The organism is Streptococcus sp. CL6.22 (assembly GCF_049738055.1).
GTDB classification, from domain to species: domain Bacteria; phylum Bacillota; class Bacilli; order Lactobacillales; family Streptococcaceae; genus Streptococcus; species Streptococcus mitis_DJ.
Genome location: NZ_JBKOTV010000001.1, coordinates 131,711 through 153,527 on the forward strand (window position 1 = coordinate 131,711; position 21,817 = coordinate 153,527).

Here is a 21,817-nt window from a genome sequence, read left to right on the forward strand (position 1 = left end):
CACTATTGTACACAAAAATAAACGGTAAGTAAAATGAAAGCGATAAAAATTGAGTAAATTAATATATGGTTGATTTTGACAATCTATTTTGTTTATTGCATAATAGGAGTATATGAAATAAAGGAGAGTGTTTAATGGATTTTTTTAAATTTGCTGATAATTTTACAAAAGAAGCTAGTAAGGTATTGAATGATGCTGGATCCGCTACCAGTAAAGTATTAAATGAAGCAGGTAAATTTACTGGAGAAGCTATTACAGAGTCTGTAAAAGTTATAGAAGATGTTTCAAGTCAGGTTGGCGATGTTATCACAGACGTTTCTGAAAAAGCTATTGGGGTAGCTAGTGATGTGGTAGAACATGTAACTAAAGCTTCATCGGAAACTTTTAATGAGGCAGGTAAAATAGCGAATAATACGAAAGAACAAATTGATGCTGTTGACCTCTTTAATTCTAAACATAGACAAGAAGCTGTCGAGGGATATAAAGAATCTATAAGATTGTATAACGATGAAGCTGATAATTTAGCTAATAAATCAACAGAACTCTATCAGATTAGGGAAAAAGCGGTCAAAGTTGTAAAAATTATTGAAGAAAGAATTAGTAAGCTAGCAAATAAGCCAAAAGAGTTTGAAACAAAATTAGAAGAAATTGATGTTGAAATTCAGAATTTTGAAGATAAGCAAATTGCTATTTCACAGTCAATTAAGGAAGCTGAATTAGCAAGTGGTAGCACAGCGGCTACGGCTTCTCTTAGCGCATTAGGAGTAACAGTTGCAACTTTAGGTCCTACTGCCGCTATGGGTGTTGCAACTACATTTGGTGTTGCATCAACAGGTACTGCAATTTCAAGTTTGACAGGTGCTGCAGCAAATAGCGCCGCTCTGGCTTGGTTAGGTGGTGGAAGTGTAGCAGCTGGTGGCGGTGGAGTGGCAGCCGGTAACGCATTTTTAGCATTGGCTGGTCCTGTCGGTTGGGGAATTGCAGGAGTTATGTTGACCGCTTCTGTAGGCGCTGGTGTAGTAGCTAATAGGAAAAATGAAGAAGTTGCAAAAGAGGCTATAGAGGAACAGAAAAAGGTAGAATTGTTGGCTAGACAACTTAAAGAAAAAGTAATAGAAGTTACGGAATTAATAGAACTAACTGAAAAACAAACAGAAGGAATTTATTTAGCCAATTTATCTTTAACTGGAATGGACTATAGCTTATTTACTGAAGATGAAAAATATAAAGCAGGTAATTTAGTGAATTCAACACTGTCACTGACAGCTATGATAAATAAGGAAATTAAAATAAATGGTTAATCAAATTTTTAATCAAGCATTTAACCAAGGTATTGGAGCATATGTCAATTGTTTAAATAATTTAAGAATTCAAGACTTACAAATTGCTATGAAAATGATAGAGGATGAAGCTCGCAATGTCATCTTAAACAAGGATAATGCCTCTAAATTTTTAGATTATGCTAAAGAAAATATAGAAGATGTTATTGTTAAAAATCGTGGCGGTAATCGTGGAGTACATGGCTTTATAGCAGAGTTTGCAGAAGCAGGAATTGTAAATGCAAGGAGAGCAATTGAGGGATTAAACCCAATTGTTAAAGTTTTGAATGACAATGGACCAGCTGATTTATTAATTGGTAGAAATACCATTCAAATGAAGTTTTATAATAATCTACGTGATGAATTAGAACAATCATTTTTTTACAATACAAAAATGAAAATGATGTTTCCAAAAGATCACGTTCAAGTATTTGAAAAAATAATGGCTGGAGCAAAAGAAGTTGAATTTAATGGCAAGAGATTGTCCAGTAAACAAATTACAGATATACGTCAAATGATTAATGATATCACTGAAAGCAAGGGACTTACTTCATACAAATCTTGGATGAGATCTTCTGCTTTAGATTATAAAGACGCTCAAAAGAATTCAATTAACTCTTTATTGGATTCTGAACAGAAAAATATTTATAAAACAGTCAAACTGAAAAAACAAGAATTAAATAAAAAAAGATTAGTAGCCCAAAAACATGCATTACCAAATTTAAAAGAAGCTAACAAGGTTGCAAGAAACGCAGCTTTTTTACAGGGTGGTTTAGCTTTTATGTCGAGTGTGTATGGAAAATATAAAGAAGGAAAAAGTATTTTTGAATTCGAACAATCAGATTGGTTAGATTGTGGATTGAATACAGCTGAAGGAGTTGTAAAGGGTGCAATATCTGGTTATTCAATTTACGGATTAACAAACGTCTTGGGGATTAGTGCTCCAAATGCTAGTGCCTTAGTTATGGCAACTTATGGAATGATAGACATTGTTCTAAAGTATAGATCTACAGAAATAACCCAAGATGAATTTATGAATCTTTTGACATTAAATGTAATGGATGCTTCCTTTGCAACAATTGGTGCTTGTATTGGTCAAGCAATGATTCCTATACCAGTTCTAGGTTCTATTGTGGGTTCAATAGCCAGCTCACTCATTTGGGAAATAGGGAAGGGAATATTAAATGATAGCGAACAAAAAATAATTCAAGACTATCAGGAAAATCTGAATAATTACATAAAAATATTAGATAAGCATTATCTTGATATTTATAATGAAATCATAGAAAAATATAAAAAACTGGGTGAATTACAAGATTACTCGTTTGATTTATCGTTAAACACTAAACTTAGTTTTGAATATTCTATTGAGTTGGCAGAAAAATTAGAAATTGAAAACACAAGAATTTTACATAATTTATCTGAAATTGACAGCTATTTTCTTGACTAAATTATTTTTTCATTATTCTATAGTTTCAAACTATAAAGCCATATAAAATTTAAGAAAGGACTCTAAAAACCTTAAAAACAGGGATATTTACGAACGTTTAGAGAGTTTAAGGATGTTAAAAATCTTGTTTTGTGTTATAATGAATTATCATATAAGAGGTTAGAGGAGTTTTGAATGAAAACAGATATTGAAATCGCACAGAGTATTGAGTTGAAGCCAATCGTTGATGTTGTAGAAAAACTGGGTATTTCTTACGATGATTTGGAGTTGTACGGAAAGTACAAGGCTAAACTCAGCTTTGATAAAATTCGTGCAGTTGAGAGCAATCCAGTTGGGAAATTGATCTTGGTTACTGCCATCAATCCAACACCTGCAGGCGAAGGAAAATCAACTATTACCATTGGTCTTGCAGATGCCTTGAACAAGATTGGTAAGAAAACCATGATTGCTATCCGCGAGCCATCTCTTGGTCCTGTAATGGGGATTAAGGGTGGTGCTGCTGGTGGTGGTTATGCCCAAGTGCTACCAATGGAAGACATCAACCTCCACTTCACTGGAGACATGCATGCTATTACAACTGCTAACAACGCTCTTTCTGCCTTGATTGACAACCACTTGCACCAAGGAAATGAGTTGGGAATTGATCAACGTCGTATCCTCTGGAAACGTGTGGTGGACTTGAATGACCGTGCGCTTCGCCATGTGACCGTTGGACTTGGTGGCCCTCTAAATGGTATTCCACGTGAGGATGGCTTTGATATTACCGTCGCTTCCGAAATCATGGCAATTCTTTGCTTGGCAACGGACATCGAGGACTTGAAACGTCGTTTGGCTAATATCGTTATCGGTTATCGTTACGACCGTACACCAGTTTCTGTAGGTGATTTGCAGGTTGAAGGTGCCTTAGCTTTGATTTTGAAGGATGCTATTAAGCCTAATCTCGTTCAAACAATTTATGGTACACCTGCCTTTGTTCATGGTGGTCCATTTGCCAATATCGCTCATGGATGTAATTCAGTCTTGGCAACAAGCACAGCCCTTCACCTGGCTGATTACACAGTTACTGAAGCTGGTTTTGGTGCAGACCTTGGTGCCGAGAAATTCCTTGATATTAAGACACCAAACTTGCCAACATCTCCAGATGCAGTGGTTATTGTAGCAACCCTTCGTGCCCTTAAGATGAATGGTGGCGTGGCTAAGGATGCTCTTACAGAGGAAAATGTAGAAGCAGTGCGTGCAGGTTTTGCCAACTTGAAACGCCACGTTGAAAATATCCGTAAATTTGGAGTACCTGCTGTCGTAGCTATTAACGAATTTGTGTCTGATACAGAAGCAGAAATCGCAGCCTTGAAAGAACTCTGTGCTTCTATTGATGTGCCAGTCGAGTTAGCAAGTGTCTGGGCTGATGGTGCCGAAGGTGGTGTAGCTCTTGCTAAAACAGTTGTCAAAACTATCGCTGAAACCCCATCTAACTATAAACGTTTGTATGACAATGACCTTTCTGTCCAAGAAAAGATTGAAAAGATTGTTACTGAAATCTACCGTGGTAGCAAAGTGAACTTTGAAAAGAAAGCTCAAACGCAAATCGCTCAAATTGTTCAAAACGGTTGGGACAAATTGCCAATCTGTATGGCTAAAACTCAGTACAGTTTCTCTGACAATCCAAATGCACTTGGAGCACCTGAAAACTTTGAAATTACCATTCGCGAATTGGTGCCAAAATTAGGTGCAGGCTTCATCGTTGCCTTAACTGGTGATGTCATGACCATGCCAGGCCTTCCAAAACGACCAGCAGCCCTCAACATGGATGTTGAAAGCGATGGAACCATTCTAGGCTTGTTCTAGTATATTGCAATTGACTTTAAAGGAGTTTGGAAATACTATCCAAGCTCATTTTTTATCTAGATATAAGAAGTTGCCTTCTAGACGCAATCAGTCTAGGTAAAGATATTTTCCCTGAATTCTGATATAATAGAAATATTGACTTCAAGAGTAAGGAAGAGAAGATGAACGCATTATTAAATGGAATGAATGACCGTCAGGCTGAGGCGGTGCAAACGACAGAAGGTCCCTTGTTAATCATGGCAGGGGCTGGTTCTGGAAAGACTCGTGTTTTGACCCACCGTATCGCTTATTTGATTGATGAAAAGATGGTCAATCCTTGGAATATCTTGGCCATTACCTTTACTAACAAGGCTGCGCGTGAGATGAAGGAGCGTGCTTATAGCCTCAATCCATCCACTCAGGACTGTCTGATTGCGACCTTTCACTCCATGTGTGTTCGTATCTTGCGTCGCGATGCGGACCATATTGGCTACAACCGTAATTTTACTATTGTGGATCCTGGTGAACAGCGAACTCTTATGAAACGCATTCTCAAGCAGTTGAACTTGGATCCTAAAAAATGGAATGAACGGAGCATCTTAGGAACTATTTCCAATGCTAAGAATGACTTGATTGATGATGCGGCTTATGCTGCCCAAGCTGGTGATATGTATACGCAAATCGTGGCCCAGTGTTATACAGCCTATCAGAAAGAGCTTCGTCAGTCGGAGTCGGTTGACTTTGATGATTTGATTATGCTGACCTTGCGTCTCTTTGATCAAAATCCTGATGTCTTGACCTACTATCAGCAGAAGTTCCAGTACATCCACGTAGATGAGTACCAAGATACCAACCACGCTCAGTACCAATTGGTCAAACTCTTGGCTTCCCGTTTTAAAAATATCTGTGTGGTTGGGGATGCGGACCAGTCTATCTACGGTTGGCGTGGTGCTGATATGCAGAATATTTTGGATTTTGAGAAAGATTATCCCCAAGCCAAGGTTGTTTTGTTGGAGGAAAATTACCGTTCCACTAAAACAATTCTCCAAGCGGCCAACGAGGTCATTAAAAACAATAAAAACCGCCGCCCTAAGAATCTCTGGACCCAAAATGCAGATGGGGAGCAAATTGTTTACTATCGTGCCGATGATGAGCTGGATGAGGCTGTATTTGTGGCTAAAACTATTGATGAACTTGGTCGGAGTCAAAATTTCCTTCACAAGGATTTTGCAGTTCTCTATCGTACTAACGCCCAGTCTCGTACTATTGAAGAAGCCCTGCTCAAGTCAAACATCCCTTATACCATGGTTGGCGGAACCAAGTTCTACAGCCGTAAGGAAATCCGCGATATTATCGCTTACCTCAACCTCATTGCCAATTTGAGTGACAATATCAGTTTTGAGCGTATTATCAACGAGCCGAAACGTGGAATTGGGCCAGGTACAGTTGAGAAAATCCGTGACTTTGCGAATATGCAAGACATGTCCATGCTAGATGCCTCTGCAAACATCATGTTATCTGGTATCAAGGGTAAAGCAGCCCAGTCTATCTGGGATTTTGCCAATATGATTCTAGATTTACGAGAGCAGCTAGATCAATTAAATATTACAGAGTTGGTTGAGGCCGTCCTAGAAAAAACAGGTTACGTCGATATTCTAAATGCTCAAGCGACTTTAGAAAGCAAGGCTAGGGTTGAAAATATTGAAGAGTTCCTTTCTGTGACGAAAAACTTTGATGACACATCTGATGGGCCAGAAGAAGAAACTGGTCTGGACAAACTGAGTCGCTTCTTAAATGATTTAGCCTTGATTGCGGACACAGATTCAGGTAGTCAGGAGACATCAGAAGTTACCCTAATGACTCTGCATGCTGCCAAAGGTCTCGAGTTTCCAGTTGTCTTTTTGATTGGGATGGAAGAGAATGTCTTTCCGCTTAGCCGTGCGGCTGAAGACCCAGATGAATTAGAAGAAGAGCGCCGTCTAGCCTATGTAGGTATCACGCGTGCAGAGAAAATTCTCTATCTGACAAATGCTAATTCGCGCCTGCTTTTTGGTCGTACAAACTACAACCGTCCGACTCGTTTTATTAATGAAATCAGTTCAGACTTGCTTGAGTATCAAGGATTGGCTCGTCCAGCCAATACAAGCTTTAAGGCATCTTATAGCAGTGGCGGACTTGCCTTTGGTCAAGGCATGAGTTTGGCGCAGGCCCTTCAAGACCGTAAACGCAGTGCGGCTCCAAAGACTATCCAGTCAAGCGGTCTCCCATTTGGTCAATTTACAGCTGGAGCAAAATCAGCTTCTAGTGAGGCAAATTGGTCCATTGGTGATATTGCCCTCCACAAGAAATGGGGAGAGGGAACTGTTCTGGAAGTTTCAGGTAGCGGTGCTACGCAGGAATTAAAGATCAATTTTCCAGAAGTAGGTTTGAAAAAACTTTTAGCCAGTGTGGCTCCAATTGAGAAAAAAATCTAATTTTTCATCCTTCTCACGAATAATAAAGTGAGGAGGATTTTTATGTACAGTATTTCATTCCAAGAAGATTCACTATTGCCAAGAGAAAGACTGGCCAAGGAAGGAGTAGAAGCGCTCAGTAATCAAGAGTTGCTAGCTATTTTACTCAGGACAGGAACACGTCAAGCTAGCGTTTTTGAAATTGCCCAGAAAGTCTTGAGCAATCTTTCAAGCCTAACGGATTTGAAAAAAATGACCCTACAGGAGTTGCAGAGTCTGTCTGGTATCGGGCGTGTTAAGGCTATAGAATTACAAGCTATGATTGAACTGGGGCATCGTATTCACAAACACGAGACTCTTGAGATGGAAAGTATTCTCAGCAGTCAAAAGTTGGCCAAGAAGATGCAGCAGGAATTGGGCCATAAAAAACAAGAGCACCTGGTGGCGCTCTATCTCAATACTCAAAATCAAATCATCCATCAACAGACCATTTTTATCGGCTCAGCTACTCGTAGTATTGCTGAACCACGTGAGATTCTTCATTATGCAATCAAGCATATGGCGACTTCTCTTATCTTGGTCCACAATCATCCTTCAGGAGCAGTAGCCCCTAGCCGTAATGATGATCATGTCACTAAACTTGTCAAAGAAGCCTGCGAACTGATGGGAATTGTCCTCTTGGACCATTTGATTGTCTCACATTCTAGTTACTTTAGTTACCGTGAAAAAACAGATTTAATCTAAAGTTCATTAACGATATAGTCAAAGAGGTTTTTGTCTTTGGGACGATTTTCAAAAAGAAACTCTGGATGCCATTGGACACCGAGAAAGGCGACATCATCCGTACTCATGACAGCTTCAATGATACCATCCTTAGGATCATGAGCTGCAATCTTTAAGTTAGGTGCTAAATCCTTAATACTCTGATGGTGGAAGGAGTTGATATGGGAGATTTCTCCATAGATTTCTCGAAGAACTGTATCAGGTTCTGTCACCAAGCGTTGGGTTGTGTATTCGGCAGAACAATCCTGCCAGTGATCTTCGATATCTTGGTACAAAGTTCCACCCATGGCAACGTTAAAGAGTTGTGTTCCACGGCAGACAGAAAAAATTGGCTTTTTCTGTTTAATAGCTTCCTTGATGAGGGCCAGTTCAAAGATATCTCTTTGAAGGTGGTAGTCATCGCTATCAATGGTTTTTGGTTCACCATAAAATTTTGGATCAACATTTTGCCCACCTGTCAAGATGAGCTTGTCAATCATACTGATATAGTGGCAGGCCATTTCTTGATCACCAATTGGTAGGATGATGGGAATCCCTCCAGCGTCTTTAACGCCTTCAACAAAGCCTTTTGCTACGTAGCTCATCATGATGTCATCATCAGGGTGAGTTTTTTCGTTTCCTGTAATCCCTATAACTGGTTTTTTCATAAAATGATTTTCGCTTTCTAATCCTCTTTTCGCATGAAGTAGAGGAGAGTTTGGAGTTCACTTGTCAAATCGACATACTGAACGACCACGTCTTTTGGTAAATGCAGATGGACTGGTGAAAAACTGAGAATTCCTTTCACGCCAGCATCCACCAAGAGATTGGCAACCTCTTGTGACTTGACGCTGGGAACTGTCAGGATAGCAGTCTTCACATCAGCATCCTTAATTTTATCCTTGATTTGAGAAATTCCGTAAATGGGAATTCCATCAGGAGTTTGGGTACCGACTTCGGGATGGTCATCTAGGTCAAAGGCCATGATAATCTTCATCTTGTTGCGCTCATGGAAGCGGTAGTGGAGAAGGGCATGGCCCATATTTCCAATACCTACCAGCATAACATTGGTAATGGAGTTATCATTGAGCAAATCGGCAAAAAATGTCATCAGTTTTTTGACATCATAACCAAATCCACGCCGACCTAGTTCACCAAAATAGGAAAAATCACGACGTACAGTCGCTGAGTCAATACCGATAGCCTCTGCAATTTGTTTAGAGTTGGCACGTTCAATCTTTTCTGCATGAAATCTCTTAAAAATTCGATAGTAGAGAGAGAGTCTTTTCGCTGTAGCTTTTGGAATAGCAGACTGTTTATCTTTCACAAAATCACAACCTTTCTATTCTTCTATTTTATAGAAACATTGTGAAAAAATCAACAAAAACAAGAAAAAACTAAGAAAAATCTTAGTTTTGATGTAAAAAATCTGCATGTGATAGAAAACGGTAGAGGTCTCCGACCAGTCCTTGGTAAACTTCCTGCCCTTTAAAGGTCAAAGAAGTTACATAAAGTGTATCTGGCAGAGTCACACATCCTGACAGAGCAAGCATGAGAGCCTCGTAATCCTCATACTTGAGAGTCCGCTCTACATGATAGCTGTCTTTATAGGTCAGTTCAAACATATGGGACCTATCTTTCCGATTTTGTAAAGACACCACGTTCTACCAAGCTATCCATGAGGAAGTAGAATTTTTCCTGATGAATGTGGTGGTCTTCTGATTTGAAAATATCAACTAGACGTAGCCCAAACTTGTCAGTGATATTGATTTTAGCACCTGTAAGTTCCTTGTTAATGATGATTTTGAGTTGGAAGCCTTCACCGCTGTTTGGCACTTTTTCCAAAAGGCGAGTCAGTTCATAGTTACCAACCTTAGTCTCAAAAAAGGTATTGTCTTTGAGGGTAAATTTTTTAACAGAAGGGCTAAGAGTGTAGTCGTAACGACAATTTTTTAACTGAATGGTTTTTTCAAATGCCATATGGCTAACCTCCGATAATTTCTTTTAAGGTTTTTGCGAGGGTTTGTAGATCTTCAACAGTGTTTTCTGGCGACAAACTGATACGAACGGATTCCTTCAAGCGTTCTGAATTTGCCCCGTACATGGCTTCAAGAACATGGCTGGATTGTACAATGCCTGCAGTACAGGCTGAACCAGTAGAGATAGAAATTCCAGCCAAATCTAGACGGAGGAGTAAGAGGTCATTTTTCTGGCCAGGAAATCCAATATTGAGAACATAAGGGAGATGATGTTGTCCTCTATTCAAGTAATATTGAATACCCTCTAGCTCTGCCAGAAAGGCAGTTTCTAGATTTTGTACATGTTGAAAATGTTCTTCTTGTTTTTCTAGGTCTTCTTTTAGAGCTGCAACCATGCCTACGATGGCAGCCAGATTTTCAGTTCCTGCACGTTTTTTCTGTTCTTGGTCTCCGCCATGTAGATAGGAATCAAAGTCCATGCTAGATGCGTAGAGAAAACCGATTCCCTTAGGACCATGGAATTTATGGGCCGAAGCAGTGAGAAAATCAATGCCTAATTCTTCGGGATGAATTGGTATTTTACCAATAGCCTGAACTGCATCAACATGATAAGCAGCAGAGTGTTGCTTGAGTATTTGGCCAATTTCAGCAATGGGAAGTAAGTTTCCTGTCTCATTATTGGCAAACATGGTAGAAACCAAAATCGTATCGTCACGTAAAGCCTTTTGAATTTGTTGGGCTGTTATTTCTTGATTTTCTGGTTGGATAATGGTTGCTTCAAACCCAAAGTGTTGAACCAAGTAATCAATCGTTTCAAGGACAGCATGGTGCTCAATGGCAGTTGTGATGATATGTTTTCCTTGTTCTTGATGACGAAGGCAGTAGCCAATGATGGCAGTATTGTTTCCTTCAGTCCCACCAGAAGTGAAAAAGATATGTTGAGGTTTTGTCCCCAGTAACTGGGCTAGTTCCTGACGGGCTTCTCTCAAGAGTTTTCCAGCTTGACGACCATGACCATGAATACTAGAAGGATTGCCATGGGTTTCTTGCATAACCTTGGTCATAGCTGAAATAGCAACTGTTGACATGGGAGTCGTTGCAGCATTGTCCAAATAAATCAAAGAATCACCTTATTTCTTTTTGTTGTAGGCAAAGAGTGGGCTGACTGGTTTTCTTTCGTGGATACGGACGATGGCATCACCAATTAACTCACTAGCAGTGATGTAGCATACGTTTTTAGGAGTTTTTTCTTTTGTTGCTACTGAATCAGTCACAAGAATTTCTTTAATATTAGTATTGTCGAGAAGTTCAGCAGCTCCCTCAACGAAGAGACCGTGGCTAGAAACAGCATAAATTTCTGTAGCCCCTTCACGTTCAACGATTTTAGCAGCTTCAGAGAAGGTGCGTCCTGTATTAAGAATATCATCAATCAAGATGGCTTTCTTACCTTCAACATCACCAATAATATAACCTTCGTTACGAGTTGCATCGTCCTGAGGGTAATCGATAATGGCGATAGGAGCATCAAGATATTCAGCTAAGCTACGAGCACGTTTTACACCTGAATTTTTAGGGCTAACCACGACAACATCTGAACCGAGTAGGCCCTTATCGCAATAATGTTTTGCAAATAGGGGAACTGTGAAAAGGTTATCGACAGGGATGTCAAAGAAGCCTTGAACCTGAACGGCATGCAAATCAAGCGTAAGGATACGATCGACACCAGCCTTAACTAGCATATTGGCAACTAGTTTCGCTGTAAGTGGCTCACGAGGTGAAGCGATACGGTCTTGACGTGCATAGCCAAAATATGGAAGGACAACGTTGATACTGTGGGCACTTGCACGTACACAAGCGTCGACCATGATCAACAATTCCATTAGGTGGTTGTTAACAGGGAAACTTGTAGACTGGATGATGTAAACATCATAACCACGGACACTTTCTTCGATATTTACTTGGATTTCTCCATCAGAAAATTGACGTGATGACAGTTTTCCAAGTGGAATACCGACAGCATCCGCAATTTTTTGTGCAATCTCTTGGTTAGAGTTGAGCGCGAAAAGTTTCATATTTTTTCTATCTGACATTATAGACCGTCCTCTGTAAACTTTATAAAACCGAGTTATATCTGCTTTACATATATGAACTAGGTTTTGTGTATTTTTATCTTTTCTATTTTACCAAAAAATAGAGATTATTTCAGCTATTTTTCATGCTTTTGACAAATCGAACCAATTTTGAGGGAGCTTTTTGATAAGCAATCTGATTTTCCTCTAAAAATTGCTGGAAATCTTGTTTCCCTTGCTCGTGATTTTCCACTTCAAGCTCTAATTCGTAATCTGTAATATCAAAGTACTGACTTTCATCTAGTGCCATGAGGCCAATTGGTGTTTGCATTTCATAGCGAAGCGTTGTTAGACAACCAAGGACCTGCCATTTTTTACTTTGGATACCATGTTTTGCTAATTCATCAAGCACAAGCCCTTGAGGAAGTTCTTCCTTGTTCAGATAGTTTTCAGCATCTTTTAGTCGCAATTTTTGGTTGTACTCCATATTTCCAACACTTTGCGGGACTTTGAGTGTCAATTCTGCCCAGTCTTCAAAGGTTCGAATGCGCATAGCAACTTTCTTTTCTCTCAGTTCAAAATCAGGCGTGTCGATGTAGTAATTTTTTTGAAGAACAGGAGTGATACCTGTGAACTGGTCTTTTAGCCAATCATATTCATCTTTTTTCAAGAGTGTTTTCAATTCAATTTCTAAATGTTTCAATTTTCTTACCTTTTCTTTATCAATGAAAGCGGATTTATGGTATAATAAGCATTGTATTTATTGTATATGAATCTGGAGAAAAAATCAAAGATATTTTTGAAGGATAATATGAGAACAAGGGAGAATATATGACCTTAGAATGGGAAGAATTTCTAGATCCTTACATTCAAGCTGTTGGTGAGTTAAAAATTAAACTTCGTGGTATTCGGAAGCAATATCGTAAGCAAAATAAGCATTCTCCGATTGAGTTTGTGACTGGTCGAGTCAAGCCAATTGAAAGTATCAAGGAAAAAATGGCTCGGCGTGGCATTACTTATGAGACCTTAGAGCACGATTTGCAAGATATTGCCGGTTTACGTGTGATGGTTCAGTTTGTAGATGACGTCAAAGAAGTAGTGGAAATTTTGCGCAAACGTCAGGACATGCGCATCATACAGGAGCGAGATTACATTACTCATCGAAAAGCATCAGGCTATCGTTCCTATCATGTGGTAGTAGAATATACGGTTGATACCATCAATGGAGCCAAGGCAATTTTGGCGGAAATTCAGATTCGTACCTTGGCCATGAATTTCTGGGCAACGATAGAACATTCTCTCAACTACAAGTACCAAGGGGATTTCCCAGAGGAGATTAAGGAGCGACTAGAAATCACGGCCAAAATTGCCCATCAGTTGGATGAAGAAATGGGTAAAATTCGAGATGATATCCAGGAAGCCCAGGCTCTTTTTGATCCTTTGAGTAGAAAATTAAATGACGGTGTAGGAAACAGTGACGATACAGATGAAGAATACAGGTAAACGAATTGACCTGATAGCTAATAGAAAACCGCAGAGTCAAAGGGTTTTGTATGAATTGCGAGATCGTTTGAAGAGAAATCAGTTTATACTCAATGATACCAATCCGGACATTGTCATTTCCATTGGTGGGGATGGCATGCTCTTGTCGGCCTTTCATAAGTACGAAGACCAGCTTGACAAGGTACGCTTTATCGGTGTTCATACGGGACATTTGGGCTTCTATACGGACTACCGTGATTTTGAGTTAGACAAACTAGTGACTAATTTGCAGCTAGATACTGGTGCAAGAGTCTCTTACCCTGTTCTGAATGTGAAGGTTTTTCTTGAAAATGGTGAAGTGAAGGTTTTTAGAGCACTAAATGAAGCCAGTATCCGCAGGTCTGATCGAACCATGGTGGCGGATGTTGTGATTAACGGTGTCCACTTTGAACGTTTTCGTGGAGATGGGCTAACAGTTTCGACACCGACTGGTAGTACAGCCTATAACAAATCACTTGGCGGAGCTGTTTTACACCCTACCATTGAAGCTCTTCAGTTGACGGAAATTGCCAGCCTTAACAATCGTGTCTATCGAACCCTGGGTTCGTCCATTATTGTTCCAAAGAAGGATAAGATTGAACTTATTCCAACAAGAAACGATTACCATACCATTTCGGTTGACAATAGCGTTTATTCCTTCCGTAATATTGAACGAATTGAGTATCAAATCGACCATCATAAGATTCACTTTGTTGCCTCACCTAGCCATACCAGTTTCTGGAACCGTGTTAAGGATGCTTTCATCGGCGAGGTGGATGAATGAGGTTTGAATTTATCGCAGATGAGCATGTCAAGGTTAAGACCTTTTTGAAGAAGCACGAGGTTTCTAAGGGGCTTCTGGCCAAGATTAAGTTTCGGGGTGGAGCTATTCTGGTCAATGATCAACCACAAAATGCGACGTATCTGTTGGATATTGGAGACCGAGTTGCCATCGATATTCCCGCTGAGGAAGGTTTTGAAACTCTAGAAGCTATCGAGCGCCCGCTGGATATTCTCTATGAGGATGACCATTTTCTAGTCCTGAATAAACCCTATGGAGTGGCTTCTATTCCTAGTGTTAATCACTCCAATACCATCGCTAATTTTATCAAGGGTTACTATGTCAAGCAAGACTATGAAAATCAGCAGGTTCACATTGTAACTAGACTTGATAGAGATACTTCTGGCTTGATGCTCTTTGCTAAGCACGGCTATGCCCACGCACGATTAGACAAGCAGTTGCAGAAGAAGTCCATTGAAAAACGCTACTTTGCTTTGGTTAAAGGTGATGGACACTTGGAGTCAGAGGGGGAAATTATTGCTCCGATTGCGCGTGATGAAGATTCCATTATTACCAGACGTGTAGCTAAAGGTGGAAAGTATGCTCATACTTCTTACAAGATTGTAGCATCTTATGGGAATATTCATTTGGTAGACATTCGCCTGCACACTGGTCGAACCCACCAAATCCGAGTCCATTTTTCTCATATTGGTTTTCCTTTGTTGGGAGATGACTTGTACGGTGGTAGTCTAGACGATGGAATTCAGCGCCAGGCCCTGCATTGCCATTACCTATCCTTTTATCATCCATTTTTAGAGCAAGACTTGCAGTTAGAAAGTCCCTTGCCGGATGATTTTAGCAACCTTATTACCCAGTTATCAACTAATACTCTATAAAAACTAATTCAGAGTATAATTATTATCTTAAAGGAGAAAACTCATGGAAGTTTTTGAAAGTCTCAAAGCCAACTTGGTTGGTAAAAATGCTCGTATCGTTCTCCCTGAAGGGGAAGAACCTCGTATTCTTCAAGCGACTAAACGCCTGGTAAAAGAAACAGAAGTGATTCCTGTTTTGCTTGGAAATCCTGAAAAAATTAAAATTTATCTTGAAATCGAAGGTATCGAAGATGGTTATGAAGTCATCGATCCTCAACATTATCCTCAATTTGAAGAAATGGTCGCTGCCTTGGTAGAGCGTCGCAAGGGCAAAATGTCTGAAGAAGATGCACGCAAGGTTTTGGTTGAAGATGTCAACTATTTTGGTGTTATGTTGGTTTACTTGGGCTTGGTTGATGGAATGGTGTCAGGTGCGATTCACTCAACTGCTTCAACAGTTCGTCCAGCCCTTCAAATCATCAAAACTCGTCCAAATGTAACTCGTACTTCAGGTGCCTTTCTCATGGTTCGTGGTACTGAACGTTACTTATTTGGAGACTGTGCCATCAACATCAATCCAGATGCAGAAGCCTTGGCTGAAATTGCCATCAACTCAGCAATCACAGCTAAGATGTTTGGCATCGAGCCTAAAATTGCTATGCTAAGCTATTCTACTAAAGGTTCAGGATTTGGAGAAAGCGTTGATAAGGTTGTTGAAGCAACTAAAATTGCTCACGACTTGCGTCCCGACCTTGAAATTGATGGTGAGTTGCAATTTGATGCGGCCTTTGTTCCAGAAACTGCAGCTCTGAAAGCTCCTGGAAGTACGGTAGCTGGTCAAGCAAATGTCTTCATCTTCCCAGGTATCGAGGCAGGAAATATCGGTTACAAGATGGCTGAACGTCTTGGTGGTTTTGCAGCTGTTGGCCCTGTTCTACAAGGTTTGAACAAGCCAGTTAACGACCTCTCCCGTGGATGTAATGCAGATGATGTTTACAAGTTAACCCTTATCACAGCAGCTCAAGCTGTTCATCAATAAGATTTAGTCCTCTTTCCTTTGGGAAGAGGCTTTTTATACTCAATGAGAATCAAAGAGCAAACTAGGAAACTAGCCGCAGGTTGCTCAAAGCACTGCTTTGAGGTTGCAGATAAGACTGACGAAGTCAGGAACCATACCTACGGCAAGGCGACGTTGACGTGGTTTGAATTTGATTTTCGAAGAGTATTAATACTAGGAAAAGGACAGTTAGAATCTTCTGTGTTATACTAGAGATATGTTAGATTTGAAAGAATACGGTATCGTTATGTGGCCGGTGGAGAAGATCATTTCTTTTCGTGAGAAACTTCTCACTTGGTATGATGAAAACAAAAGAGATTTACCATGGCGTAGGAGTAAGAATCCTTATCATATCTGGGTCTCTGAAATTATGCTTCAGCAGACCAGGGTGGATACGGTTATCCCTTACTATGAACGATTCTTGGACTGGTTTCCAACAGTGGAAAGTTTGGCAACTGCCCCTGAAGAGCGTTTGTTGAAGGCTTGGGAAGGTTTGGGGTATTATTCTCGAGTACGCAATATGCAGGCTGCGGCTCAGCAGATTATGACAGACTTTGGTGGTCAATTCCCAAACACCTATGAAGGAATTTCCATCTTGAAAGGTATTGGACCTTACACAGCAGGAGCCATATCCAGTATTGCTTTTAATTTGCCTGAGCCGGCTGTAGATGGTAATGTCATGCGGGTCTTGGCGCGTCTATTTGAAGTTAATCACGATATTGGGATTCCTAGCAATCGAAAGATTTTCCAAGCCATGATGGAAATCCTGATTGACCCAGAACGGCCAGGTGACTTTAATCAAGCCTTGATGGACTTGGGATCTGATATTGAGGCTCCTGTAAATCCCAGACCAGAAGAAAGCCCAGTTAAGGACTTTAGTGCGGCATATCAGAATGGAAGCATGGACCGTTATCCAATTAAGGCTCCAAAGAAAAAGCCAATTCCCATTTATCTTAAAGCCTTAGTTGTGAAAAATTCTCAGGGACAATTTTTACTTGAAAAAAATGAAAGTGAAAAGCTATTGGCAGGTTTTTGGCATTTCCCACTGGTAGAAGTAGATAACTTTTCGCAAGAGGAGCAGTTTGACCTCTTTCATCAGGTTGCGGAAGAAAGTGTGAACTTTGGTCCCAGTCCAGAGGAGAGTTTTCAGCAGGACTATGACTTAGATGTTGATTGGCTTGATGTTTATTTTGAGACTGTCAAGCATATCTTTAGCCATCGCAAGTGGCATGTTCAAATTGTAGCAGGTCAGGTGACTGACTTCCATGATTTTTCAGATAGAGAAGTTCGCTGGCTTTCACCAGAAGAATTCAAGAATGTTCCACTTGCCAAACCCCAACAAAAAATCTGGCAGGCTTATGCAAAAGCCAACTTAGACAGTAGCAAAGATTAGCTATTGTGTCTTCTTGTTATTTTTTTGGTATAATAGTAGAGAAAAAGGTGAACAAATGAAAAAAATATTAATTGTAGATGATGAGAAACCAATCTCGGATATTATCAAGTTTAATATGACCAAGGAAGGTTACGAGGTTGTAACTGCTTTTAACGGTCGTGAAGCGCTAGAGCAATTTGAAGCAGAGCAACCAGATATTATTATTCTGGATTTGATGCTTCCCGAAATTGATGGCTTAGAAGTTGCTAAGACTATTCGCAAGACTAGTAGTGTGCCTATTATCATGCTTTCAGCTAAGGATAGCGAATTTGATAAGGTTATCGGTTTAGAGCTTGGTGCAGATGACTATGTAACCAAACCCTTCTCAAATCGTGAGTTGCAGGCGCGTGTCAAAGCCCTTCTTCGTCGCACGGACTTGGTTTCTGTAGATAATCAAGAATCAGATGAAAAGAAAACCCAACCCTTGCAAATTGGGGACTTGGAGATTGTGCCAGATGCTTATGTAGCTAAAAAATACGGTGAAGAATTAGACTTAACCCACCGTGAATTTGAGCTCTTGTACCACTTGGCTTCTCATATTGGTCAAGTGATTACGCGTGAACACTTGCTTGAAACTGTCTGGGGTTATGATTATTTCGGAGATGTTCGAACAGTTGACGTAACCATCAGACGTTTGCGTGAGAAGATTGAAGACACACCGAGTCGTCCAGAGTATATCTTAACACGTCGCGGTGTTGGTTATTATATGAGAAATAATGATTGAATTGATTAGAAAAAATATTCTTACTAGTGATTTTATCTTCATTTTAATTTTATTGGGTTTTATCTTGATTGTTACCTTGCTTTTGCTAGAAAATCGGCGAGATAATATTCGGTTGAAGCAAATCAATCAAAAGGTAAAAGACTTGATTGCAGGAGATTATTCTCAGGTATTGGATATGCAGGGAAGCTCTGAAATCACTAATATTACCAATAATCTCAATGATTTATCAGAAGTAATCCGTTTGACCCAAGAAAATCTGGAACAAGAGAGTAAACGATTGCACAGTATCCTCTCATACATGACAGACGGAGTCCTTGCGACCAATCGTCGTGGCAAGATTACTATGATTAATGACATGGCTAAGAAACAGCTAGGTGTTCAGAAAGAAGAGGTTCTCAATAAAAGTATTCTAGAATTGCTTAAGATTGAAGATGAGTATGAACTTCGTGATTTGATTACCCAAGTTCCTGAGCTTATGATTGATTCTCAGGATGCCAATGGTGAGTATTTGAGCCTTCGTGTACGTTTTGCCTTGGTCCGTCGTGAGTCTGGCTTTATCTCAGGTTTGGTTGCTGTTTTGCATGATACGACGGAGCAGGAGAAGGAGGAACGCGAACGGAGACTCTTTGTTTCGAACGTTAGTCATGAGCTGCGGACGCCTCTGACTAGCGTAAAATCCTATCTTGAAGCTTTGGATGAGGGGGCCTTGTCAGAACCTGTCGCGCCAGACTTTATTAAGGTGTCTCTAGATGAAACCAACCGTATGATGAGGATGGTGACGGATCTCCTCCATCTTTCACGTATTGATAATGCAACCAGTCACCTAGATGTGGAATTGATCAATTTCACTGCCTTTATTACCTTTATCCTCAACCGTTTTGATCAGATAAGAGGGCAGGACGAAGAGAAGAAATACGAACTGGTGAGAGATTACCCCATTACCTCAGTTTGGATAGAGATTGATACAGATAAGATGACACAGGTGATTGATAATATTCTTAACAATGCAATCAAGTATTCTCCAGATGGTGGGAAAATCACAGTGACCATGAAGACAACTGATGATCAGATGATTTTATCCATTTCAGACCAAGGATTGGGGATACCAAAGCAAGATTTACCACGTATCTTTGACCGTTTTTATCGTGTGGATCGTGCTAGAAGTCGTGCCCAAGGTGGTACTGGTTTAGGACTAGCTATTGCTAAAGAGATTATCAAACAACATGATGGCTTTATTTGGGCCAAGAGTGAATACGGTAAGGGTTCAACCTTTACCATTGTACTCCCTTATGATAAGGATGCAGTAAAAGAAGAAGTATGGGAGGATGAAGTAGAAGACTAGAATGAGTGAAACAGGCTTTAAATACAGTATTTTAGCGTCGGGTTCCAGTGGAAATTCCTTTTATCTGGAAACTCCAAAAAAGAAGCTTTTAGTGGATGCAGGCTTGTCTGGTAAAAAGATTACCAGCCTACTTGCTGAAATTAATCGCAAGCCAGAAGACTTGGATGCCATCTTGATTACTCATGAGCATTCTGACCATATCCATGGAGTAGGAGTTTTGGCTCGCAAGTATGGTATGGATCTTTACGCCAATGAAAAGACTTGGCAGGCTATGGAAAATAGCAAGTATCTTGGGAAGGTGGATTCTTCGCAAAAGCATATCTTTGAAATGGGCAAAACCAAAACCTTTGGAGATATCGACATTGAGAGTTTTGGTGTTAGCCATGATGCGGTCGCACCGCAGTTCTATCGCTTTATGAAGGATGATAAGAGTTTTGTCCTTTTGACAGATACAGGTTATGTTAGTGACCGTATGGCAGGAATTGTCGAGAATGCAGATGGCTATCTTATCGAGTCAAACCATGATGTAGAGATTTTGCGAGCAGGTTCCTATGCTTGGCGACTCAAACAACGAATCCTATCTGATCTGGGTCACCTTTCTAACGAGGACGGTGCTGAAGCTATGATTCGTACCTTGGGAAACCGCACTAAGAAAATCTACCTTGGGCATTTATCTAAGGAGAACAATATTAAGGAACTGGCTCATATGACCATGGTCAATCAGCTGGCGCAAGCTGATCTGGGAGTCGGAGTAGACTTTAAGGTTTATGATACCTCACCAGATACCGCAACACCATTAACAGATATATAGAAAGAACGCTAAGAAGGTGTTCTTTTTATATTGACTGAACACCTAAAAAGTAATACAATGGTGTTACTATTAAAAAAGGGAGTGCAAAAGATGACTACTATTACATTAAAAGTTTCTGAAGCTGATAAAACATTTATGAAAGCAATGGCTAAGTTTGAAGGAGTTTCCCTGTCGGAACTTATCCGCACCAAAACTCTTGAAGCTCTAGAAGATGAATACGATGCTCGTGTGGCAGATTTAGCCTATCAAGAGTATTTAGAAGACTTGGAAAAAGGAGTTGAACCCATTACTTGGGAAGAAATGATGCATGATTTAGGCTTGGAGGATGAATAATTTGTATAAATTAGTTCCAACAAGACGTTTCATCAAGCAATTGAAAAAATTGGATCGTTATACGCAGAAGATAATTACAAACTATTTACAAACCAATGTTTTGGAAGACCCGAGACGACACGGAAAGGCTTTGGTTGGTAATCGCGTTGGTCAATGGCGCTATAGAATTGGTAATTATCGAGTTATCGTACAAATTGTAGATGATGAAGTAGTCATTGCTACTTTAGAAGTTGGTCATCGGAGAGATATTTATTGAATTAAAGTTGAGTAATAACAGTATAGAAAGTGAGGAGAGTAAAATTTGAAGAAAAAATGGTTTTTTGCAGATTATTATGATACAACAATTATTTTACTTGCTTTAATCTCTGTTATTCTGGTATTACTTGGATTTGCTGAGATGATTGATTTAGACAGTCCTCCATACAGTATTATTGACATACAACTTTGGTTTGTGTTTGTGGTAGATTATGGTTGTCGGTTCTTTTCAAGTAAAGAAAAATGGCGCTTTATTCTTGAAAATATTTTTGATTTATTGGCTATTCTCCCTTTAAATGCTATTTTCATAGTTTTTCGATTAGGGCGTATCTTCCGCTTAGCAAGGATGACAAAATTACTGAAACTGACTCGTTTACTTAGAATAATTGGACTTACAGGTAAATTAGAAAGAAAAATTAGTAGATTCTTACGAACAAATGGCCTGATTTATATCTTATATGTTAATATCTTTATCGTTCTAGTAGGAAGTTCAATTTTATCTGTAGTTGAAGAAAAATCCTTCTCAGATAGTCTCTGGTGGGCTCTTGTAACTGTAACGACAGTTGGTTATGGGGATATTATTCCTACTTCGATTTTTGGTAAATGGTTAGCTGTTTTATTAATGCTTGTCGGTATTGGAACAATAGGAATGTTAACGAGTGCCTTGACGAACTTTTTTGTAAAAGATAATCCAGATGAACAGATAAAACTTGATAAACTCCAAGATGAATTGTCTAGTCAGAGAATGTTACTAGAGAGACAATCCGAGAAGATAGAAGAACTGCATAGAATGATACAAGATTTGATTGAAAAAAGGTAATTTTGACCAT

Annotated in this window: 23 protein-coding genes; 16 read left to right on the top strand and 7 right to left on the bottom strand. The window is 39.7% G+C overall.

The features are described from left to right. Positions 1–134: 134 nt before the first annotated feature. The 5 genes from ACLNCW_RS00675 to radC all read left to right on the top strand — a co-directional run bounded on the left by ACLNCW_RS00675 (position 135) and on the right by radC (position 7,790). Positions 135–1,301 carry a hypothetical protein gene (locus ACLNCW_RS00675; protein WP_261081745.1) on the top strand — a complete coding sequence of 389 codons (1,167 nt, stop codon included), beginning with the start codon at positions 135–137 and terminating at the stop codon, positions 1,299–1,301. Next, positions 1,294–2,769 (top strand): hypothetical protein, encoded by a 1,476-nt coding sequence (locus tag ACLNCW_RS00680; protein WP_261081747.1) that lies wholly within the window; start codon positions 1,294–1,296, stop codon positions 2,767–2,769. Before ACLNCW_RS00675 ends, ACLNCW_RS00680 begins: the two co-directional genes overlap by 8 nt. A gap of 174 nt (positions 2,770–2,943) precedes the next feature. Then, entirely contained in the window at positions 2,944–4,614 is a 1,671-nt protein-coding gene (locus tag ACLNCW_RS00685) for a formate--tetrahydrofolate ligase (RefSeq protein ID WP_424845189.1), read from the top strand. Positions 4,615–4,775: 161 nt separating this feature from the next. Then, entirely contained in the window at positions 4,776–7,067 is a 2,292-nt protein-coding gene (gene pcrA, locus ACLNCW_RS00690) for a DNA helicase PcrA (RefSeq protein ID WP_424845190.1), read from the top strand. 42 nt (positions 7,068–7,109) lie between these two features. Then, positions 7,110–7,790: a RadC family protein gene (radC, locus tag ACLNCW_RS00695; RefSeq protein WP_000286928.1), complete on the top strand. Its 681-nt coding sequence runs from the start codon at positions 7,110–7,112 to the stop codon at positions 7,788–7,790. On the opposite strand, the gene ACLNCW_RS00700 is transcribed toward radC, so the two are convergent. The 7 genes from ACLNCW_RS00700 to ACLNCW_RS00730 form a co-directional block, all read right to left on the bottom strand. Further along, on the bottom strand, positions 7,787–8,476 hold the full coding sequence (locus tag ACLNCW_RS00700; RefSeq protein ID WP_125415735.1) for a gamma-glutamyl-gamma-aminobutyrate hydrolase family protein: 690 nt from the start codon (positions 8,474–8,476) through the stop codon (positions 7,787–7,789). The genes radC and ACLNCW_RS00700 overlap by 4 nt on opposite strands. 17 nt (positions 8,477–8,493) lie before the next feature. Next, positions 8,494–9,135, bottom strand: coding sequence for a redox-sensing transcriptional repressor Rex (locus ACLNCW_RS00705; RefSeq protein ID WP_000653417.1), 642 nt, complete (start codon positions 9,133–9,135; stop codon positions 8,494–8,496). A gap of 82 nt (positions 9,136–9,217) precedes the next feature. Next, the gene (locus tag ACLNCW_RS00710) at positions 9,218–9,433 is read right to left on the bottom strand and encodes a DUF4649 family protein (protein ID WP_000462491.1); all 216 of its coding nucleotides are present in this window, start codon (positions 9,431–9,433) and stop codon (positions 9,218–9,220) included. Between the two features lie 7 nt (positions 9,434–9,440). Then, entirely contained in the window at positions 9,441–9,788 is a 348-nt protein-coding gene (locus tag ACLNCW_RS00715; RefSeq protein ID WP_000863540.1) for a DUF1831 domain-containing protein, read from the bottom strand. 4 nt (positions 9,789–9,792) lie between these two features. Next, positions 9,793–10,908, bottom strand: coding sequence for a cysteine desulfurase family protein (locus ACLNCW_RS00720; protein WP_424845191.1), 1,116 nt, complete (start codon positions 10,906–10,908; stop codon positions 9,793–9,795). Between the two features lie 9 nt (positions 10,909–10,917). Beyond that, entirely contained in the window at positions 10,918–11,877 is a 960-nt protein-coding gene (locus ACLNCW_RS00725; RefSeq protein WP_173876226.1) for a ribose-phosphate diphosphokinase, read from the bottom strand. Positions 11,878–11,989: 112 nt separating this feature from the next. Continuing rightward, positions 11,990–12,559, bottom strand: coding sequence for a CYTH domain-containing protein (locus tag ACLNCW_RS00730; RefSeq protein WP_424845192.1), 570 nt, complete (start codon positions 12,557–12,559; stop codon positions 11,990–11,992). Positions 12,560–12,687: 128 nt separating this feature from the next. Between ACLNCW_RS00730 and ACLNCW_RS00735 the strand changes: the two genes are divergently transcribed. From ACLNCW_RS00735 to ACLNCW_RS00785, 11 genes are all read left to right on the top strand, one after another. Further along, entirely contained in the window at positions 12,688–13,359 is a 672-nt protein-coding gene (locus ACLNCW_RS00735) for a GTP pyrophosphokinase (RefSeq protein ID WP_424845193.1), read from the top strand. Next, complete coding sequence (locus ACLNCW_RS00740) at positions 13,343–14,161, top strand: NAD kinase (RefSeq protein ID WP_424845194.1); 819 nt, start codon at positions 13,343–13,345, stop codon at positions 14,159–14,161. Before ACLNCW_RS00735 ends, ACLNCW_RS00740 begins: the two co-directional genes overlap by 17 nt. Further along, positions 14,158–15,054, top strand: a complete 897-nt coding sequence (locus ACLNCW_RS00745) for an RluA family pseudouridine synthase (protein WP_424845195.1) — start codon at positions 14,158–14,160, stop codon at positions 15,052–15,054. Before ACLNCW_RS00740 ends, ACLNCW_RS00745 begins: the two co-directional genes overlap by 4 nt. Before the next feature lie 43 nt (positions 15,055–15,097). Further along, on the top strand, positions 15,098–16,072 hold the full coding sequence (pta, locus tag ACLNCW_RS00750) for a phosphate acetyltransferase (RefSeq protein WP_049544223.1): 975 nt from the start codon (positions 15,098–15,100) through the stop codon (positions 16,070–16,072). 235 nt (positions 16,073–16,307) lie between these two features. Next, a complete protein-coding gene (gene mutY, locus ACLNCW_RS00755) occupies positions 16,308–17,483 on the top strand; it encodes an A/G-specific adenine glycosylase (RefSeq protein WP_261036511.1) in 1,176 nt (391 codons plus the stop codon). Between the two features lie 55 nt (positions 17,484–17,538). Continuing rightward, positions 17,539–18,246: a response regulator YycF gene (gene yycF / locus ACLNCW_RS00760; RefSeq protein ID WP_000722072.1), complete on the top strand. Its 708-nt coding sequence runs from the start codon at positions 17,539–17,541 to the stop codon at positions 18,244–18,246. Then, the gene (gene vicK, locus ACLNCW_RS00765; protein ID WP_049550951.1) at positions 18,239–19,588 is read left to right on the top strand and encodes a cell wall metabolism sensor histidine kinase VicK; all 1,350 of its coding nucleotides are present in this window, start codon (positions 18,239–18,241) and stop codon (positions 19,586–19,588) included. The genes yycF and vicK overlap by 8 nt, the downstream gene beginning before the upstream one ends. A gap of 1 nt (position 19,589) precedes the next feature. Beyond that, positions 19,590–20,399, top strand: coding sequence for an MBL fold metallo-hydrolase (locus ACLNCW_RS00770; protein ID WP_000004961.1), 810 nt, complete (start codon positions 19,590–19,592; stop codon positions 20,397–20,399). A 90-nt stretch (positions 20,400–20,489) separates the two neighbouring features. Then, positions 20,490–20,732, top strand: coding sequence for a type II toxin-antitoxin system RelB family antitoxin (relB, locus tag ACLNCW_RS00775; protein ID WP_000208079.1), 243 nt, complete (start codon positions 20,490–20,492; stop codon positions 20,730–20,732). A gap of 1 nt (position 20,733) precedes the next feature. Then, a complete protein-coding gene (locus ACLNCW_RS00780; protein WP_004254226.1) occupies positions 20,734–20,988 on the top strand; it encodes a type II toxin-antitoxin system RelE family toxin in 255 nt (84 codons plus the stop codon). 45 nt (positions 20,989–21,033) lie between these two features. Further along, positions 21,034–21,807, top strand: a complete 774-nt coding sequence (locus ACLNCW_RS00785; RefSeq protein ID WP_261028772.1) for an ion channel — start codon at positions 21,034–21,036, stop codon at positions 21,805–21,807. The last annotated feature ends 10 nt before the right edge of the window (positions 21,808–21,817 follow it).

Bases quoted from the DNA above. Each gene is read 5' to 3' on its own strand.
- ACLNCW_RS00735 (WP_424845193.1), top strand. From the start codon at position 12,688: ATGACCTTAGAATGGGAAGAATTTCTAGATCCTTACATTCAAGCTGTT.
- ACLNCW_RS00770 (WP_000004961.1), top strand. From the start codon at position 19,590: ATGAGTGAAACAGGCTTTAAATACAGTATTTTAGCGTCGGGTTCCAGT.
- vicK (WP_049550951.1), top strand. From the start codon at position 18,239: ATGATTGAATTGATTAGAAAAAATATTCTTACTAGTGATTTTATCTTC.
- pcrA (WP_424845190.1), top strand. From the start codon at position 4,776: ATGAACGCATTATTAAATGGAATGAATGACCGTCAGGCTGAGGCGGTG.
- yycF (WP_000722072.1), top strand. From the start codon at position 17,539: ATGAAAAAAATATTAATTGTAGATGATGAGAAACCAATCTCGGATATT.
- pta (WP_049544223.1), top strand. From the start codon at position 15,098: ATGGAAGTTTTTGAAAGTCTCAAAGCCAACTTGGTTGGTAAAAATGCT.
- ACLNCW_RS00680 (WP_261081747.1), top strand. From the start codon at position 1,294: ATGGTTAATCAAATTTTTAATCAAGCATTTAACCAAGGTATTGGAGCA.
- ACLNCW_RS00685 (WP_424845189.1), top strand. From the start codon at position 2,944: ATGAAAACAGATATTGAAATCGCACAGAGTATTGAGTTGAAGCCAATC.
- mutY (WP_261036511.1), top strand. From the start codon at position 16,308: ATGTTAGATTTGAAAGAATACGGTATCGTTATGTGGCCGGTGGAGAAG.
- ACLNCW_RS00675 (WP_261081745.1), top strand. From the start codon at position 135: ATGGATTTTTTTAAATTTGCTGATAATTTTACAAAAGAAGCTAGTAAG.
- ACLNCW_RS00740 (WP_424845194.1), top strand. From the start codon at position 13,343: ATGAAGAATACAGGTAAACGAATTGACCTGATAGCTAATAGAAAACCG.
- ACLNCW_RS00745 (WP_424845195.1), top strand. From the start codon at position 14,158: ATGAGGTTTGAATTTATCGCAGATGAGCATGTCAAGGTTAAGACCTTT.
- ACLNCW_RS00725 (WP_173876226.1), bottom strand. From the start codon at position 11,877: ATGTCAGATAGAAAAAATATGAAACTTTTCGCGCTCAACTCTAACCAA.
- ACLNCW_RS00710 (WP_000462491.1), bottom strand. From the start codon at position 9,433: ATGTTTGAACTGACCTATAAAGACAGCTATCATGTAGAGCGGACTCTC.
- relB (WP_000208079.1), top strand. From the start codon at position 20,490: ATGACTACTATTACATTAAAAGTTTCTGAAGCTGATAAAACATTTATG.
- ACLNCW_RS00700 (WP_125415735.1), bottom strand. From the start codon at position 8,476: ATGAAAAAACCAGTTATAGGGATTACAGGAAACGAAAAAACTCACCCT.
- ACLNCW_RS00715 (WP_000863540.1), bottom strand. From the start codon at position 9,788: ATGGCATTTGAAAAAACCATTCAGTTAAAAAATTGTCGTTACGACTAC.
- radC (WP_000286928.1), top strand. From the start codon at position 7,110: ATGTACAGTATTTCATTCCAAGAAGATTCACTATTGCCAAGAGAAAGA.